At 37.1% G+C, this 17,525-nt stretch carries 14 protein-coding genes and 1 other annotated feature; of the genes, 2 read left to right on the top strand and 12 right to left on the bottom strand.

Annotation, left to right across the window (positions count from 1 at the left end):
- Positions 1-82: 82 nt before the first annotated feature.
- Positions 83-1,381 carry a bifunctional folylpolyglutamate synthase/dihydrofolate synthase gene (locus tag ACSBPO_RS16750; RefSeq protein WP_442595278.1) on the bottom strand — a complete coding sequence of 433 codons (1,299 nt, stop codon included), beginning with the start codon at positions 1,379-1,381 and terminating at the stop codon, positions 83-85.
- Positions 1,382-1,707: 326 nt separating this feature from the next.
- Positions 1,708-4,353, bottom strand: a complete 2,646-nt coding sequence (locus tag ACSBPO_RS16755) for a valine--tRNA ligase (protein WP_442595280.1) — start codon at positions 4,351-4,353, stop codon at positions 1,708-1,710.
- Between the two features lie 196 nt (positions 4,354-4,549).
- Positions 4,550-4,787: a binding site (T-box leader), on the bottom strand.
- A 171-nt stretch (positions 4,788-4,958) separates the two neighbouring features.
- On the opposite strand from ACSBPO_RS16755, the gene ACSBPO_RS16760 reads away from it, so the two are divergent.
- A complete protein-coding gene (locus tag ACSBPO_RS16760) occupies positions 4,959-5,147 on the top strand; it encodes a hypothetical protein (RefSeq protein WP_442595282.1) in 189 nt (62 codons plus the stop codon).
- 14 nt (positions 5,148-5,161) lie between these two features.
- Here the strand turns inward: ACSBPO_RS16760 and ysxE are convergent, their stop codons facing one another.
- From ysxE to hemA, 8 genes are all read right to left on the bottom strand, one after another.
- Complete coding sequence (ysxE, locus tag ACSBPO_RS16765) at positions 5,162-6,199, bottom strand: spore coat protein YsxE (RefSeq protein ID WP_442595284.1); 1,038 nt, start codon at positions 6,197-6,199, stop codon at positions 5,162-5,164.
- Positions 6,200-6,259: 60 nt separating this feature from the next.
- Positions 6,260-7,288: a stage VI sporulation protein D gene (gene spoVID / locus ACSBPO_RS16770; RefSeq protein ID WP_442595286.1), complete on the bottom strand. Its 1,029-nt coding sequence runs from the start codon at positions 7,286-7,288 to the stop codon at positions 6,260-6,262.
- Between the two features lie 205 nt (positions 7,289-7,493).
- Positions 7,494-8,783 (bottom strand): glutamate-1-semialdehyde 2,1-aminomutase, encoded by a 1,290-nt coding sequence (gene hemL / locus ACSBPO_RS16775; RefSeq protein ID WP_442595288.1) that lies wholly within the window; start codon positions 8,781-8,783, stop codon positions 7,494-7,496.
- Between the two features lie 39 nt (positions 8,784-8,822).
- Complete coding sequence (gene hemB / locus ACSBPO_RS16780; RefSeq protein WP_442595290.1) at positions 8,823-9,800, bottom strand: porphobilinogen synthase; 978 nt, start codon at positions 9,798-9,800, stop codon at positions 8,823-8,825.
- Between the two features lie 55 nt (positions 9,801-9,855).
- Positions 9,856-10,620 (bottom strand): uroporphyrinogen-III synthase, encoded by a 765-nt coding sequence (locus tag ACSBPO_RS16785; RefSeq protein WP_442595292.1) that lies wholly within the window; start codon positions 10,618-10,620, stop codon positions 9,856-9,858.
- Positions 10,620-11,552, bottom strand: coding sequence for a hydroxymethylbilane synthase (hemC, locus tag ACSBPO_RS16790; protein ID WP_442595294.1), 933 nt, complete (start codon positions 11,550-11,552; stop codon positions 10,620-10,622). The genes ACSBPO_RS16785 and hemC overlap by 1 nt, the downstream gene beginning before the upstream one ends.
- Before the next feature lie 16 nt (positions 11,553-11,568).
- Positions 11,569-12,402 (bottom strand): cytochrome C assembly family protein, encoded by an 834-nt coding sequence (locus ACSBPO_RS16795; RefSeq protein WP_442595296.1) that lies wholly within the window; start codon positions 12,400-12,402, stop codon positions 11,569-11,571.
- Between the two features lie 15 nt (positions 12,403-12,417).
- Complete coding sequence (hemA, locus tag ACSBPO_RS16800; RefSeq protein WP_442595298.1) at positions 12,418-13,767, bottom strand: glutamyl-tRNA reductase; 1,350 nt, start codon at positions 13,765-13,767, stop codon at positions 12,418-12,420.
- Positions 13,768-14,089: 322 nt separating this feature from the next.
- Here hemA and ACSBPO_RS16805 point away from each other — a divergent pair, with 322 nt between their 5' ends.
- Positions 14,090-14,590: a LiaI-LiaF-like domain-containing protein gene (locus ACSBPO_RS16805; protein WP_442595300.1), complete on the top strand. Its 501-nt coding sequence runs from the start codon at positions 14,090-14,092 to the stop codon at positions 14,588-14,590.
- 20 nt (positions 14,591-14,610) lie between these two features.
- Here ACSBPO_RS16805 and yihA read toward each other — a convergent pair whose 3' ends face one another.
- Both yihA and lon read right to left on the bottom strand, forming a co-directional pair.
- Entirely contained in the window at positions 14,611-15,192 is a 582-nt protein-coding gene (yihA, locus tag ACSBPO_RS16810) for a ribosome biogenesis GTP-binding protein YihA/YsxC (RefSeq protein WP_442595302.1), read from the bottom strand.
- Entirely contained in the window at positions 15,179-17,515 is a 2,337-nt protein-coding gene (lon, locus tag ACSBPO_RS16815) for an endopeptidase La (RefSeq protein ID WP_442595304.1), read from the bottom strand. Before lon ends, yihA begins: the two co-directional genes overlap by 14 nt.
- Between the last annotated feature and the right edge of the window lie 10 nt (positions 17,516-17,525).

The following is a 17,525-nucleotide window of genomic DNA, read 5'->3' on the forward strand; positions in this document are numbered from 1 at the left end:
AAAAATAGGTAATTAGTAACAAAATATTACAAATATTTTATCAAATCTTTTACAAATTGTCACACTATTCCTATATATTTTTTTAGTTTTTCGAAATAAATGCTTTTACTTCAGAAATAAAATAGAGAGAACCCGTGATAATGAGGACTTCATTTTCATTTAAATTCTTTATTTTCCCCATTAATAGATTCTGCCAATCCACTGTATAAGACTTTTGTTTAGAATGACTCATTTCGTATAGGTCAACGGCTCGTGATGCACGGGGAAAGTCAAATTCAACAAAATCAATTTGATCAGCTACTTCATCTAATTGCTGGATCATCCCTTCCACTTTTTTATCAGATAACGCTGTAAAAACAAGCGATATTTTTTTATCTTTAAAGCGCTTTTTTAATACATTCACTAAAGCGGTTATGCCTTCTTCATTATGGGCCCCATCCAGTAAAACGAGAGGATTTTCCTGGATCACTTCAAGGCGCCCTGGCCAAAATGCTTCCTTTAACCCCATACGAATATCCTTTTCCTCAATCAAAAAGGAATAAAATTGATTTAAATAAAGACAAGTCATAACTGCCAAAGAAGCATTTTCGATTTGATGGTGTCCCATCATATTAATTTGTAAATCTTCTAGCTGGCTAAAAGCTGTTTTTAACGAAAAGGTTTCTCCCTTATCGTTGCTTTCCGTTTTCGTAATTTCAAAGTGTTCGCCAAGCTGATAAATGGGTGCTTTTTTGCTCACGGCTTGATTGCGAATAACCTCTTTTGCTTCAGGCTGTTTTACTGCTGATATTAAAGAAACACCACTTTTGATAATGCCTGCTTTTTCAAAGGCTATTTCCTCCAAGGTATCTCCAAGGATATTCATATGGTCCATTCCGATACTTGTAATAACAGAAGCAAGCGGATAAATAATATTAGTTGAATCAAACCTGCCACCTAGACCGACTTCATATAAAACGATATCAACAGGATTCATCTTGGCAAAATAATAAAAAGACATCGCGGTAATGACCTCAAATTCAGTTGGTCCACCCAATTCTGTTTCCTCTAATTCATTTGCCAATGGAAGAATAAAATTAGTTAACTCTACAATATCTTTATCGGTAATGGGAACTCCATTTACACTAATTCTTTCATTAAATTGTTCAATATAGGGAGAGGTAAAGGTACCTACTTGAAAACCAGATGCTTGTAAAATATTTCTTAAAAATGTAACAGTGGACCCTTTACCGTTAGTACCACCAACATGGATTGTTTTTAATCTTCTTTCCGGATGGTCCAGTTTTTCCATCATCCATTCCATTCTCTTTAATCCAGGCTTTATGCCTAAACGGAGTCGTGCATGAATCCAATCTAAAGCTTGTCCATATGTTGTAAACACCGTAAACACCTCTTTAAACTTATAAAGATTTTAAACAGTAAGATTCTATTTTCATACTTTGACAATACTCATTTTAGCATTTACGAAAAATTTTCTCTAAAAAGACGAATCCCCTTCGAGATTCGTCTTATATAAAGGCTGTTTTCGTATAGATTGTGGTTTTCGTAAAAATCCCTAAAGCCGGATTTTTACAGGTTCTCTTAATTAGCGCTCAGCTCTTTTCTTATTTTTCATATGAGTTTCAACACCCTAAATTGTGAAAGGCCTATTTATTAGTTATAAAACGCAACAAAGTTTCAGAAAATAGCCTATTTAATCTTTTCATCTTATGTGTTTTTTAATTCTTTGATGCGTGCTTCAACAGCAGCACGTTTTTCTAAATAATCTTGTTCTTTTGCACGTTCTTCTGTAATAACCTTTTCAGGTGCTTTCGCTACAAATCCTTGATTAGAAAGTTTTTTCTGAACGCGCTCCACTTCACTATTTAACTTTTCCCATTCTTTTTGAAGACGAGCAATTTCTTCGTCAATATTGATTAATCCTGCTAAAGGTAGAATGATTTCAACGCCAGTTACAACCGCAGTCATTGCTTTATCAGGTGTCGTTAAATCAACGCCAATATGCAACTCCTCTGGGTTACAGAATCTTTCTAAATACCCACGGTTATTTTCAAGCGCAGTTACAATATTGGAATCCTTTGCCTTTAAGAAAATATTAATTTTCTTGCTTAATGGCGTATTCACCTCAGCACGAATATTTCTTACGGATCGAATAATTTCAACTAAAAGCTTCATATCTGTCGCTGCTTGAGCATCTGTAAATGCTGAATTTACAGTTGGCCATTCTGCAACAGTGATGGACTCACCTTGATGTGGAAGGTTCTGCCAAATTTCCTCGGTAATAAATGGCATGAACGGATGAAGCAATCTCATGGTGTTATCTAAAACGTATGCAAGAACAGAACGAGTTGTCTTCTTAGCCGCTTCATTCTCTCCATAAAGTGGAAGCTTAGCCATTTCAATATACCAATCACAGAAATCATCCCAGATAAAGTTATAAAGAACGCGACCAACTTCACCGAACTCATAACGATCAGAAAGTCTTGTAACGGTTTCAATCGTTTCATTTAAACGAGTTAGGATCCATTTATCAGCAACCGATTTTTCACCAGTTAAATCAATTTCGTCATAAGTTAAACCGTTCATATTCATTAGGGCGAAACGAGATGCATTCCAAATCTTATTCGCAAAGTTCCAAGTAGACTCTACTTTCTCCATACTAAAACGTAAGTCTTGACCTGGAGAGCTTCCTGTTGATAAGAAGAAACGAAGAGAATCTGCACCATACTGATCAATAACATCCATCGGGTCTACGCCATTTCCTAATGATTTACTCATCTTACGTCCTTCAGCATCACGTACTAGACCGTGAATTAATACATCATTAAATGGACGTTGGCCAGTAAACTCTATGCCTTGGAAAATCATACGGGATACCCAGAAGAAAATAATATCATACCCTGTAACTAAGCAAGCTGTTGGGTAATAACGCTTGAAATCGGCTGCTTCTGTATTTGGCCAGCCCATTGTTGAAAATGGCCAAAGAGCTGAACTGAACCAAGTATCCAATACGTCATTATCTTGGTTCCAGTTTTCGATATCTGCTGGAGGTTGATGGTCCACATATACTTCTCCCGTTTCTTTGTGGTACCAAGCTGGGATACGGTGTCCCCACCATAATTGACGCGAAATACACCAGTCACGAATATTCTCCATCCAACGCATATACGTATTCTCAAAACGGTCAGGTACGAAATTCACTTTGCTTTCTTTGCTCTGTAAAGCAATAGCTTCATCGGCTAAAGGCTGCATTTTTACAAACCATTGTGTAGAAAGATACGGTTCCACAACGGCACCGCTACGCTCTGAGTGACCAACTGAATGTAAATGCTCTTCGATTTTAAATAGTACGCCTTGTTCCTGTAGATCTTTAACGATTTGCTTACGGCATTCGAAACGATCCATGCCTTGGTAAGTACCAGCATTTGCATTCATCGTGCCATCTTCATTCATAACTAAAACTCTTTCAAGATTGTGACGGTTTCCGATTTCGAAGTCGTTCGGATCATGTGCAGGAGTAATTTTTACAGCCCCTGAACCGAATTCCATATCCACATAGTCATCACCAACAATCGGAATTTCCCTTCCTGTAATTGGAAGTTTTACAGTTTTCCCAATTAAGTGCTTATAGCGATCATCTTCTGGATGAACGGCTACCGCTGTATCACCAAGCATTGTTTCTGGGCGAGTTGTCGCAACATCAATTGTGCCACTACCGTCAGTTAATGGGTAATGCATATGATAAAACGCACCCTGAACATCCTTGTATATAACTTCAATATCGGATAATGCTGTCTTTGTGGAAGGGTCCCAGTTAATAATGCGCTCACCACGGTAAATTAAGCCTTTACGATAAAGCGATACGAATACTTCACGAACTGCATCGGATAGTCCCTCATCTAAGGTAAAACGCTCACGGCTATAGTCTAATCCTAAACCAACCTTTGACCATTGCTGACGGATATGGCTAGCATATTCTTCTTTCCATTTCCATGTTTCTTCTACAAATTTTTCACGACCAAGATCGTAACGGCTTTTTCCTTCACTACGAAGCTTTTCTTCTACCTTTGCTTGGGTAGCAATCCCAGCATGGTCCATACCAGGAAGCCATAATACATCATAGCCCTGCATACGCTTCATACGAGTCAAAATATCCTGTAAGGTTGTATCCCAGGCATGACCTAAATGCAGTTTTCCTGTAACGTTTGGTGGTGGAATCACAATCGTATATGGTTGCTTTTCTTGTTCACTCTTCGCTTCGAAAAATTTTCCAGATAACCACCATTCATAACGGCCTTTTTCAATGGACTTCGGGTCGTACTTGGTTGGCATCGTTAATTCCTTAGTTTCCATAAAATTTCCTCCTTGTTAAGATGCGTAAGCGCCTTGGTCAGCCCCGACAAGCAAATGTTCTCTAAGTCATGAAGTCGTTTTTTGACTTCTTGGCTTAGTGGTTATTTGACCAAGGGAGAAATGATTTATTTTCTTCCCTCGAGGGGCTAGGCGCTGCAGCTCGATTTAAAAAAATAAAAAAACTCCATTCGCCTAATAAAAGGACGAATGGAGTTATATTCGCGGTACCACCTTTTTTCCAATTAGAAAAAAACTAATTGGCTCTCAAGTTAGTTAGATAACGGTCTATTCCGTCTTCCATTACTAGGAAAAAATTCCGTTGACAGAAGAAGCTCCAGGGTGACTTTCCAATGGGTCTATTTAGGAAATTCTCAGCTATTATTTCCCTCTCTTTAAATAGAGTACCAAAGTACTTTCCCTATCCAAGCATTTAATTAAAATTTATATAGCTATACTACCGAAAAAAAGGTTATGTCGTCAATCATGATTTCCTATTTTTTTATAATTTATTCAAAAAAGGAATTTTGGTGTCCCAAAAATACTAGGCACTTTCTAAAGATTTACATCATAGACTGTTATAAAATAGGTAAAGGGGGATTTGAAACATGCGCAAATACAACCCTTATACATTACCACCTTGGTTAAGAAAAGTTAGAGCCGTATGTAATCAGTTCATCATCCCATTTTGTATTTTCCAAGGAATCAGAACGATCTTTTTCCCGACTACTTTTGATGTTTTACTTTTAAGTATCTTTATTTTAGTAGCCATCGCTTTATGGATGGAAGTAATTTAAAGGAGCCTGCCAGTTTATTCTGGGGCTCCTTCTTTTTGTTGCTTTGCTTTCATCTCAATTTCTGTCATTCGCATGACTACGTATTCTGTATTCTTCATATGCCAATATTTTCGTTGCAGCCTTTTTGAAAACTTAAACTCGTTTTTCTTTCCTTTTACTTGAATGTATTCTTTAATTAAACGAATCATCGGAGTTGGATAAGCAAAATAACTAAAAAATAAATGTTTTTCCTCTTCCTTAAACGGGAAATATTTAAAATAACCGTCATATAGCCAAGTGATCGCTTCCTCAGACTGTCTAGGCTGACCTTTTAATGCCCTATGCAAAACCGGAAGGACATCATGAATCGGAGATCCAAGTTTAGCATTTTCAAAGTTTGAAAAATACCCGTACCCATTTTCATCCAAAAGAAAATGCTCCATTGAAACTTTACCATGGTTGATAACGGACCGAGCTTTTTCCAGATCTTTAGTCGCCTCGTACCATTCTTCTAGCTTTTTCAGAGCAAATTGCTGGGCCATTTTCGTTTCCTGGAAATAAAGACAAAATTGCAATTCGAAAGGTGACATATACACTTTTTTTTCACAAGTTTCTACGAAGCCTTCTAATAACTCAGCTTCTTTATCCCACTGTTGTTTCGTGTTTTCATAATGTTCTGTGCGTTCTTCCTTGTTTACTGTTAATTCCTTTTGAGATAAGGTATGCATTCGTGCAAGTTCACGAAACATTTGCTGAGGTCTTTTTGACCGATCTTCCTTTTCATCGTTTGCTAACCACGGCATTAAGTAGTAGAGGGAATTTTGATGCAGAATAGCATATCTTCCATCTAAGGAAGGATAAATGGGAACAATTCGGTTAAAGCCACGCTGATATAAATATTGAACCTGTCTAATGAAGTCAATTCCATGGTGAACAGGAATTTGCTTAAGGGCAAAGGTTCCTTTATTTGAATAGATTTTATAGATCTTACCAAACTTTTCTATAAAACTTGTTCGAATATCATAATGCTTTAGTACTGGGTTTAATTCTTGAAAAACTGTGTGTTCATTCATTTTACCCACTCACTATAAAACAGTTGAGCAGATTTATGAAAACCTGCTCAGACTGTTAGATTATTTCCTTACATAGACTTGAGGAATATATAAAACTTGACCTTCATGGACATCTTGATTGAGTTCTAGATGATTGACTTTTAATAGCTGTTGAACATTTACTTGATATCGTTCCGCAAGCTGATCGATTGTATCTCCATGTTGAACAATACAAACTTTTAGTTTAGCTAAATCATCTTCAGATTCTTTACGGGCTAAAAATTCAGCGATGGACATACTCTTTTTATTGGTTAGTTTTTTCTTAACAGGAGCTTCTACTACAGATGAGGAGGATTCAGAACTTTCAACAACCTCAACCATTTCAACTTTCACCTGCATCTCTTCCACTTCTGCTTGGACTTCAGGTTCTGGGACCTCAGAAGCCTTCTCACTTCTGTATGCGGCAAACGAGATTTCTGGTGCTTGTGGCAGATGAGAAGAAGATTCTACAAGGACTGGGTCAGTGAAGAACTTTTCTTCCTTCCTAGCTTCCACCTCAAATGGTTCATACTCTAACTCATCTTCGGTATCATCTTCTTCTACATCCACTTCAGAGAGGTTGCGAATATTTAATTCTACTAACTCTTCTTCTTCTTCTGCTCTTTCTTCCGTTGTTTCCTGTTCTCCATATAGCCCAAAAATATTAAGTTCAGCCGTTAACTTAAGGCAGCTTTTTTCTGGGAGTACATAATCAAATGTGTCTATTAGGACATCAATTTCACTTAGATCTCTCACACGAGTAGTTGGTATGGTAATATCAACTGGAAATTGATGAGAGAACTCACACAATCCCTCTTCTCGTTCTTCTACATTTTGTACCCACTTTTGTACTGAACTCCATTGTTCCTCTTCTTCAGTTGTACCACTTTGACGTTTATATTCTCCTGTTAGGTCAAGTGAGCCACGAATCATTACATATTGCTCACTTTCTTGGATCGTAATATTAGGATCAAGTGAAATCGAGACTAGTTCTTCGACTTCCTGTCCTCTTTGAAACCAGACAGACTCTTCTAAAGAAAATCGTAAAGACGATTGGTTTCCCTGAGACAAAGCGACTCCTCCTTTCATTTCCTCTCACGTAAAATCACCATGTCATTAAACTCTATGAAACAAAAGAAATTTTTATGATAAGAGGAAAGAAAAAATAACCCTTAAGCACATGTTTAAACTAAAAATTGAATCATTTTATATGAATACTCCTATAAAGCATTCTAAATAACAAAAAAACCCCTCACATAAGTGAGGGTTAAACGATTTATCCTTTAATAACTTCAAATGCTTTTTCAATAGCCTGTATCGTTTTTTGGATATCTTCATCGGTATGTGCAGTTGATAAAAATAATCCTTCAAATTGAGACGGCGGTAAAAAGACACCTTGGTTAGCCATTTCACGATAATAGGTTGCAAAGTATTCTAAGTTAGATGTCTTCGCTTTTTCATAGTTATAAACCTTTTCATTCGTAAAGAAGAATCCAATCATCGAACCTGCACGGTTAACCGTGTTTGGAATGTCATATTTTTCAGCAGCTGCTCGAATACCTTTTTCAAGAACATCTGCCTTTCGTTCAAATTCCACATAATCTTCTGGAGACAATTGTCTTAACGTTTCTAATCCAGCAGACATGGCTAATGGGTTCCCAGAAAGTGTTCCAGCCTGATATATAGGACCGCTTGGTGCAATCCTCTCCATAATGTCTGCACGTCCGCCATATGCACCTACCGGTAGACCACCACCAATTACTTTTCCTAAACATGTTATGTCAGGCGTAATACCGTAATATCCTTGTGCACAGTTATAACCAACGCGGAATCCTGTCATTACTTCATCAAAAATCAATAAGGCGCCATATTGAGTGGTGATTTCTCGAAGACCTTCAAGGAAGCCTGGTAGTGGAGGAACAACACCCATATTACCTGCTACTGGCTCAACAATAACACCAGCAATATCCTCACCAAATTGTTCAAATGCAACCTTTAAGCTCTCTAAATCATTGTAAGGCACTGTAATCGTATTTTGAGCAATTCCTTCAGGAACACCAGGGCTATCTGGTAAACCAAGCGTAGCAACGCCAGAGCCAGCTTTAATCAGCAATGAATCCCCGTGACCATGGTAGCAGCCTTCAAATTTTAAAATTTTGTTTCTACCGGTATAACCTCTTGCTAATCGTAGAGCACTCATTGTTGCTTCTGTTCCTGAGGATACCATTCGAATCATCTCAACAGATGGAACACGGTCAATTACAAGTTTCGCCAATTCATTTTCAATTAACGATGGTGCACCAAAACTTGTTCCTAGTTCCGCCACTTTTTTGATGGATTCTACTACTCGGTCATTGGTGTGACCTAAAATGAGTGGTCCCCATGATAATACGTAGTCAATATACTCATTACCATCAATATCATAAATTTTGGACCCTTTTCCTCTTGCCATAAAAATAGGATCCATTTTGACTGATTTAAAAGCACGAACAGGGCTATTAACCCCACCTGGCATAAGTGTTACGGCTTCTTTATAAGCATCAATAGATTTGTTATATGAATGCATGTAATCGAACCCTCATTTCGAGTTTTTTAGGTGTTGTGCTTACAGCCCTTTTAACCATCGAGCAACATCTTTTGCAAAATAAGTAATGATTAAATCGGCACCAGCACGTTTCATTCCTGTTAGCATTTCTAAAACAACCTTCTGTTCATCAATCCAACCATTTATAGCAGCTGCTTTTACCATGGAGTACTCTCCGCTCACATTATAAACAACGATTGGTAAATTAAAGTTATTCTTAACATCACGAACGATATCTAAATAGGGTAAGCCTGGTTTCACAATTAAGAAGTCTGCACCTTCAACCACATCTGATTCAGCTTCTCTTAAAGCCTCTAGGCGATTGGCTGGATCCATTTGATAGGCTTTACGATCCCCAAATTGAGGAGTACTATCAGCAGCATCACGGAATGGACCATAAAAAGCAGAAGCATATTTTACAGCATAGGACATGATAGGAATATCTTCAAACCCAGCTTCATCAAGACCCTTTCGAATAGCAGCAACAAAGCCATCCATCATATTGGATGGAGCAATGATATCCGCACCCGCTTTTGCTTGACTAACAGCCGTTTGGACAAGTAATTGTAAGGAAGGGTCATTCAATACCTTATCTCCTTCAATGAGACCACAGTGACCATGGCTTGTATATTCACATAAACAAGTATCCGCTACAATGATGATTTCAGGAAATTTCTCTTTTACGAAGCGAGTAGCCAACTGAACAATCCCATGATCATGATAAGCTCCTGTACCACACTCATCTTTCTCGTTTGGTACTCCAAAAAGAAGAATGGATTTAATTCCAAGAGAAACGACTTCTTCCATTTCAGCTTGAAGATTGTCCAATGACAGTTGAAAAACACCTGGCATTGATTTTACTTCATTTTTTATATTCTCACCTTCCACGATAAATAGTGGATAGATAAAATCTTCTACTCTTAGATGATTCTCTCTTACAAGAGCACGCATATTTTCTGAACTTCTTAGTCGACGGTGTCTGTGGAAATTAAGTTCCATCGAAACCCCTCCTCATATGTAATTAATCAGTCGATTATTTTATTAAGCCAAAAGCTTATAAAGATAGCATAACACTTTTTAACATTTCCTCTACTGTATAGGTTTCAGGCATGATATCAACGATTAGGCCTACAGAATCTAGTTTTTGTTTTGTCACTGGACCTATACACGCAATAAGGCAATTATTAATCTCTTTTTTCAATTGAAATTCTTCGATTACTTGAACAAAGTGATCCACTGTTGACGGGCTAGTAAAAGTCAAAACATCCAATTGGTTTGACAGTATCATTTCTTTTAAGTAGATCTTACTTTCTTCAGGTAAATAGGTTTCATAGATGATTATTTCTTCTACAAGCGCTCCAGCTTTTGTTATGGCCTCTGCAATATAATCTCTTGCTAGATTCCCTTTTGGAATTAACACTTTCATTCCCTTTAGAACCAAAGGCAAGAAGTCACGTACAAATCCTTCGGCAACAAATTCATCTGGGATAAAATCAACCTTAAATCCTTTTGATTCCAAAACAACAGCTGTTCTTTTACCAATAACCGCTATTTTAGGAAGTGAAAAGGTATGACTCTCGTTCAAGGACAAGAACGTTTCAACCGTCACATTGCTAGTAAAAATAATCCAATCATAGGTATCGAGATGTTGGATCATCGTTTCAATCTCAATCGAAGGAGGAATTGCTTTGAAGGCAATCAGGGGGATTTCCACTGGAACTCCCCCATTATCTTCAACTAATTTAGAAAAGGACCTTGCCTCATTTTTACCTCTTGGTACTAGAATCCTCTTACCTTTTAATGATGGTTCCTCACTCATTACTTATCCAACTCTGCTTTCACCTTATCAATTAATTCTTTACCTCCACGTTCAATTAATTGATTAGCAGCCAACACTCCAAGCTGTTCTGGATCTGTTCCAGTCACTTCTTCTTTATAAATAATCTTTCCATCTGGAGAAGCAACTAAAACCGTTAGGACGATTTCATCTGCTTCTGTCACAAAAGCATAACCTGCAATTGGAACTTGGCAACCACCTTCCATTTTATTGAGGAATGCTCTTTCAGCACGTACGGCTAAATCAGTTTTAGGACAAGCAAATTTAGCTAATAAATCTAATAATTCTTGATCATCTTCACGGCACTCAATCGACAATGCTCCTTGACCGACGGCAGGTAAGCATATTTCAGGTGATAAAAACTGGCTAATAACATCCTTTGCCCATCCCATACGGAATAGACCAGCAGCAGCTAAAATAATAGCGTCATATTCTTCTGTTTCAAGCTTTGCTAATCTTGTATCAATATTTCCTCGAATCCATTTGATTTCAAGATCTGGGCGTTCTACTAATAATTGTGCAGCACGTCTTAAACTGCTTGTTCCAACGAGCGCACCTGGTTTTAAATCTTCTAGTTGGACATGTCCCTTTGATATTAGTACATCACGATGATCCTCACGAACAGGAATACACCCAATGGTTAAGCCTTCTGGTAAAACAGCAGGCATATCCTTCATACTGTGAACAGCCATATCAATTTCTTTATCTAGCATTGCTTGTTCAATCTCTTTGACAAACAATCCTTTCCCCCCAACCTTAGATAAGGTTACATCCAAGATTCGATCCCCTTTTGTAACGATTTCTTTTACCTCAAACTCGAATGGAGCTCCAAGTTTTTTTAATTGTTCTATAACCCAATTTGTTTGTGTTAGAGCTAATTTACTTTTTCTCGAACCAACAATAATTTTTCTCATAGTAGCCTCCTATTTATTACGAGTTCCAAATATGGAAAGATGAAAATTGTCCAAAAAGGAAGAAATTGATTAATACGATTAAAAATGCAGCCACATTCCAAAGGGCTAATTTTTTCCCAGAAAGGCCCCTTCGTGTTTTTAAATATAAACTAATACTGTATATAGCTAACACAAAAAAGGAGCCTACAACCTTAGAATCATACCATTTCATATCAGGCACTTTTAAAAAGGCCCATTGCATTCCCAATATTAAACTTAAAATTAGCATTGGGACACCAATAATATTTAATACATATGAAAAATGCTCAAGTTTAGAAAGGTCCGAGATTCGAACCAGCCTAGTTCCCCATTTTTTCCTTTTTAATAAATCATATTGGATTAAATATAAGAGCGAAAAAACAAAAGAAAGAGAAAATGCCCCGTAAGAAAGAATCGCCATTGTAATATGAATTAGTAATAACTCAGAAACAAGTTGTTGAGCCATGATTTTAGAATCAAACTGCATCGGGGCAAATGTATGAATAGCCATAATTCCAAAACCTAAAATATTTGTAAAGAAAACGATAAAATCGACCCTAAGTAATCGATTAATCGCTAATGATAATGTCACCAAAACCCAGGCATAAAAGTATAATCCTTCAAAAATGGTTAATACCGGGAATCTGCCCGTTTGGACCATGTAATAGATTAAGAATACCGTTTGTAAAACCCATACAAATGCAAGTAACCAGAAAGCAATCCGATTTGCCTTCCGGTTATGTTGAAGAAAATCTACAAAATATAAAAGAACACTGATCGCATAGAGAATGACAGTTAATTCATGCAATCTTGTAACGTGAATATCAAACATGGACGAAACCTCTCTTTAGGATTGTAAGGCAGCTTGGGAAGCTTGAACCATTACTTTCTTGGTTTCGGTTACTTTTTGTTCATGCTTTTGGGCTTTTACATGTTCCTCGATATTAAAGATTTTAACAAATAAGTCCAAAGCTTGATCAGCGTTCGGTTGGGATGACAATTCTTTCGCTTGTAGAATCGGATCTTTTAATAACTGATTAATAATACTCTTTGTATGCTTATTTAAAATTTTCTTTTCACGATCGGATAAGTTTGGCATCTTCCGCTCAATGCTATCCATCGTTTCAGCTTGGATGGCTAAAGCCTTTTCTCTTAATGCAGAAATTACCGGTACCACACCAAGTGTATTTAACCAATGTTTAAATTCTACAATTTCAGCCTCAATCAGTAGTTGAATTTTTTCAGCAGCCTTTTGACGTTCCTTCATGTTTGCCTCTACAATACCTTCTAAATCATCGATATCATATAAGAAAACATTTTCTAGTTCTGCTAATTTCGGGTCAAGATCCCTTGGTACTGCTATATCGACCATAAATAATGGTTTACCTTTTCGCATTTTTTCAACATTTGCCATCATATCTTTTGTGATGACAAAATCATTTGATCCGGTTGAACTAATTAAAATATCTGCCTCTATTAAAGCCATTTGCAATTCTTCAAGAGATTTTGCGACTCCATTAAAACGAGTAGCTAAATTTTGGGCTTTTTCAAACGTACGATTAATAACAGTGACCTTGTTTACACCATTTGAGTGCAGATTTTGAATCGCCAATTCGCCCATTTTTCCTGCGCCCAAAATTAACACATGCTTGTTATCAAGTGCACCAAATATTTTTTTTGCTAGTTCAACAGCAGCATAACTAATGGAGACCGCATTAGCCCCAATATCGGTTTCTGAATGTCCACGTTTTGCAAGCGTAATGGCTTGTTTAAATAAATGGTTAAATACCGTTCCAGTTGTCTCTTTTTCTTGACCTAAAAAGAAACTTGTTCTTACTTGACCAAGAATCTGTGTTTCACCTAATACCATTGAATTTAATCCGCATGCCACATTGAAAAGATGGTTAATCGCCCCTTCTTGCTCATAAATAAAGAGGTATGGAACAAATTCATTTTGATCCATTTGAAACCATTCAGCCAAAAACTCTTTCATGTAGTAACGTCCTGTATGCAATTGGTCGACAACAGCATATATTTCTGTACGATTACATGTTGAAATAATCACATTCTCAAGGATGCTCTTTTTCGACTGCAATTGTTTCATTGCGTCGCCTAATTCATCCGGATTAAAAGTTAACCGCTCGCGTATTTCGACAGGGGCAGTTTTATAGTTAATTCCAACTACTAAAATATGCATGTGACACGAACACCCCCAAAAAAACTTTTACTTTATACTAGTAATTTATATCATGCCCTTTTTGGCAGTTTGCTCAAAAAATGTGAACAGAAACGAAAACATATGGTAATATGAAAAGGGAAAATACCTTTAATTAGGCCATCCCACTTAGAGTTCTTGTCCCATTAAAATTATTCAAACCTTCATTATTGTATACTTTTTTCCTTGTTATGGGCAATAATTCTTAAAGAAATTCATAAAATCGACAAATTTCCTTCCTTATGTACAGTATCAAAAAAACATAAGAGATTCAAGTTATTGTAATGGATGTGGTAGAAGAAGGATGAAAAATCAACGTATTTTTCCAGGAATCATATTAATAGGTTTTGGTGCTTATTTTTACCTTCAGCAATCGCAAATTAATTTATTCAAAGAATTTTATACATGGCCAACTCTTTTAATCATTGTCGGCCTTGCCTTTCTTGGACAAGCTTATATCGGGAAGGATTATGAAGCTATTTTACCTGGTACCATTTTACTAGGTTTTGGGGTTCACTTTCATGTAGTACATAAACTTGCGATTTGGCCTGACCATATTGGTACCTTTATTTTAATCATTGCCCTTGGCTTTTTACTTCGTTACCAAAAAGTAGGCAATGGTTTGTTTCAAGGGCTATTATTTTTAGCTTTGGCTGGTTTACTATTATTTTATGACAAAATTGTATCCTGGTTTGGTTTATTAGAAAATGGCGTGTCGTTAGCATGGAAATTTTGGCCAGCTGTATTAGTGGTTGTTGGGTTATTTTTATTACTTAAAAAAGAGACAAAAAAGAGACAGAGGTAAGCAGCCTCTGTCTTTTTCATTTACATATATTGTCCGATTATTGCCCAAGCTTCGTCTTTTCCTAATCCCGTTTCGGAAGAAAAAAGGACAATATGGTCATTAGGATCAATGTCTAATGTTTCTTTTGTTACTTTTAAATGCTTTTGCCATTTCCCCTTCGGAATTTTATCCGCTTTTGTCGCAATGATGATACATGGTATTTCATAATGCTTCAAAAATTCATACATCATACGATCATCCTCAGTTGGCGGATGACGCAAATCAATGATGAGAATGACAGCATTTAATTGTTCACGTCTGGTAAAATACGTTTCAATCATTTTCCCCCACGCTTCACGTTCCTTTTTCGAAACTTTGGCGTATCCGTAACCTGGCACATCGACAAAATGAAGAATTTCATTAATGAGATAGAAATTCAATGTTTGTGTTTTCCCAGGTTTGGATGAAATTCTAGCTAAACCTTTACGGTTCAGCATTTTATTAATAAAGGAGGATTTCCCCACATTAGACCTACCTGCTAAAGCAAACTCCGGTATACTGGTGTCCGGGTATTGCTCAGGCTTGACGGCACTAATGACAATATCAGAACTAGTTACCTTCATTTTTTGCACCATCCAATAAAGCATGTTTCAAAACTTCATCTACATGCGAAACTAAGACAAAGGTTAATTCATCACGTACACTTTCAGGGATATCATCAATATCCTTTTCGTTATCTTTCGGGCAAATAATTTTCGTTAAACCCGCTCGGTGTGCACTTAATGTTTTTTCCTTTAGTCCACCAATAGGCAGAACTCTACCTCTTAATGTAACCTCACCGGTCATTCCTACTTCCCGACGGATCGGTCTTCCTGTTAAAGCAGATACTAAAGCCGTTACAATTGTTATACCTGCAGATGGACCATCCTTTGGAACAGCTCCTTCAGGTACATGAATATGGATATCATATTTTTCGTGGAAATCTTCCTCGATATGAAGTTCTTTTGCCTTCGAACGGATGTAACTAAACGCTGCCTGAGCAGACTCCTTCATGACATCCCCAAGTTTCCCTGTCAACACTAATTTGCCTTTACCTGGTGCTAATGACACTTCAATTTGTAAGGTATCACCGCCAACCGTTGTATAAGCTAAACCTGTCGCTACACCTACTTGATCTTCAAGCTCGGCTTGACCATATCTAAAGACTGGCTTTCCTAAAAACTCTTCTATTGACTTTTCTGTTACAATCACTTTCTTTTTATCACCGGAAACAATAATTTTTGCTGTCTTACGGCAAACTGTTGCCAATTGACGCTCAAGTGAACGTACACCCGCTTCCCTTGTATAATAGCGAATGATTTTTTGAATAGCTTCATCACGAACTTGTAAAACACCTTTAGATAGACCGTGCTCTTTTACTTGTTTCGGTAGTAAGTGATCTTTTGCGATATGAAGTTTCTCTAATTCTGTGTACCCGGCAATCGTAATAATTTCCATACGATCACGAAGCGGTCCTGGAATGGTAGCTAAATTATTTGCTGTTGCTATAAACATTACCTTTGATAAATCATATGACTCTTCAATATAATGATCGCTAAAATTATGATTTTGTTCTGGATCCAAAACCTCAAGCATGGCAGCAGAAGGATCGCCACGGAAATCACTGGACATCTTATCAATTTCATCTAATAGGAATACAGGATTATTGGTCCCTGCCTTTTTCATACCTTGAATAATACGTCCTGGCATGGCTCCCACATAGGTTCTGCGATGTCCGCGAATTTCAGATTCGTCTCTCACACCGCCTAGTGAAACCCTAACAAAATGGCGATTTAAAGACGTTGCAATAGAACGAGCTAAACTTGTTTTCCCAACCCCTGGAGGTCCTGCTAAACAAAGAATCGGCCCCTTAAGAGAATTGGTAAGCTTTTGAACAGCTAAGTATTCTAATACGCGCTCTTTCACCTTTTCTAAGCCGTAGTGGTCTTCGGTAAGGATTCGTTCCGCTTTATGAATATTAAGATCATCTTCCGTCGATTTTGACCAAGGTAATGAAATTAACCATTCTAAATAGTTACGAATTACAGCACTTTCTGCCGAGCTTGAAGGTACTTTTTCATAACGATCTAATTCTTTAAAAGCAGTGTTTTGGACATTCTCTGGCATACCTGCCTGGTTAATCTTTTCCGTCAACTCTGCAATTTCACCAGTTTTTCCTTCTTTATCACCAAGCTCTTTTTGGATCGCTTTCATTTGTTCCCGCAAGTAGTATTCCTTTTGGGTTCTTTCCATTGATTTTTTAACACGTTGACCAATTTTCTTTTCGAGATTAAGAACTTCCTTTTCGTTATGAATAATATCAATTAGACGAGTAAGGCGTTCTTTAATATCAATCGTTTCTAATATGGACTGTTTTTCTTTAAGTTTTAAAGGCAGATGAGAAGCGATAATATCAGCCATGCGGCCTGGTTCCTCAATATCGGCAACAGAGGCATATGTTTCGGCTGAAATTTTTTTTGACATCTTTATGTATTGTTCAAAATATTCGAGCATTGTGCGCATTAATGCCTGTAGCTCTGTATCTTTGCTATCATCATCTTCATATGTTTTTACTTGGACTGAAAAATAATCTTTTTCCGGTAAGAATTCGACAATTTCAGCTCTGTTAAGCCCTTCAACTAATACTCTTATCGTACCATTCGGGAGCTTTAACATCTGTTTAACACGTGTTAATGTTCCCATCGGATATAAATCTTCTTCTGTTGGTTCATCAAGAGAAATATCCTTTTGCGTCGTTAAAAAAATTAAATGGTTATCCACCATTGCCTTTTCAAGCGCTTGCACTGATTTTTCTCGGCCAACGTCCAAATGCAATACCATTGTGGGATAAACAAGTAATCCCCTTAGTGGTAGGAGGGGGACGTTCATTTCTTTCTTTTTAGCCATGCTAAGCACC

The sequence above is a fragment of the Neobacillus sp. D3-1R genome, assembly GCF_052180215.1.
Lineage (GTDB): Bacteria > Bacillota > Bacilli > Bacillales > Cytobacillaceae > Pseudoneobacillus.

Excerpts from the sequence above, each read along its gene's own strand:
- ACSBPO_RS16755 (WP_442595280.1), bottom strand. The coding sequence starts at position 4,353 with ATGGAAACTAAGGAATTAACGATGCCAACCAAGTACGACCCGAAGTCC.
- hemC (WP_442595294.1), bottom strand. The coding sequence starts at position 11,552 with ATGAGAAAAATTATTGTTGGTTCGAGAAAAAGTAAATTAGCTCTAACA.
- ACSBPO_RS16760 (WP_442595282.1), top strand. The coding sequence starts at position 4,959 with ATGCGCAAATACAACCCTTATACATTACCACCTTGGTTAAGAAAAGTT.
- hemA (WP_442595298.1), bottom strand. The coding sequence starts at position 13,767 with ATGCATATTTTAGTAGTTGGAATTAACTATAAAACTGCCCCTGTCGAA.
- yihA (WP_442595302.1), bottom strand. The coding sequence starts at position 15,192 with ATGAAGGTAACTAGTTCTGATATTGTCATTAGTGCCGTCAAGCCTGAG.
- ysxE (WP_442595284.1), bottom strand. The coding sequence starts at position 6,199 with ATGAATGAACACACAGTTTTTCAAGAATTAAACCCAGTACTAAAGCAT.
- lon (WP_442595304.1), bottom strand. The coding sequence starts at position 17,515 with ATGGCTAAAAAGAAAGAAATGAACGTCCCCCTCCTACCACTAAGGGGA.
- hemL (WP_442595288.1), bottom strand. The coding sequence starts at position 8,783 with ATGCATTCATATAACAAATCTATTGATGCTTATAAAGAAGCCGTAACA.
- ACSBPO_RS16795 (WP_442595296.1), bottom strand. The coding sequence starts at position 12,402 with ATGTTTGATATTCACGTTACAAGATTGCATGAATTAACTGTCATTCTC.
- ACSBPO_RS16785 (WP_442595292.1), bottom strand. The coding sequence starts at position 10,620 with ATGAGTGAGGAACCATCATTAAAAGGTAAGAGGATTCTAGTACCAAGA.
- ACSBPO_RS16805 (WP_442595300.1), top strand. The coding sequence starts at position 14,090 with ATGAAAAATCAACGTATTTTTCCAGGAATCATATTAATAGGTTTTGGT.
- hemB (WP_442595290.1), bottom strand. The coding sequence starts at position 9,800 with ATGGAACTTAATTTCCACAGACACCGTCGACTAAGAAGTTCAGAAAAT.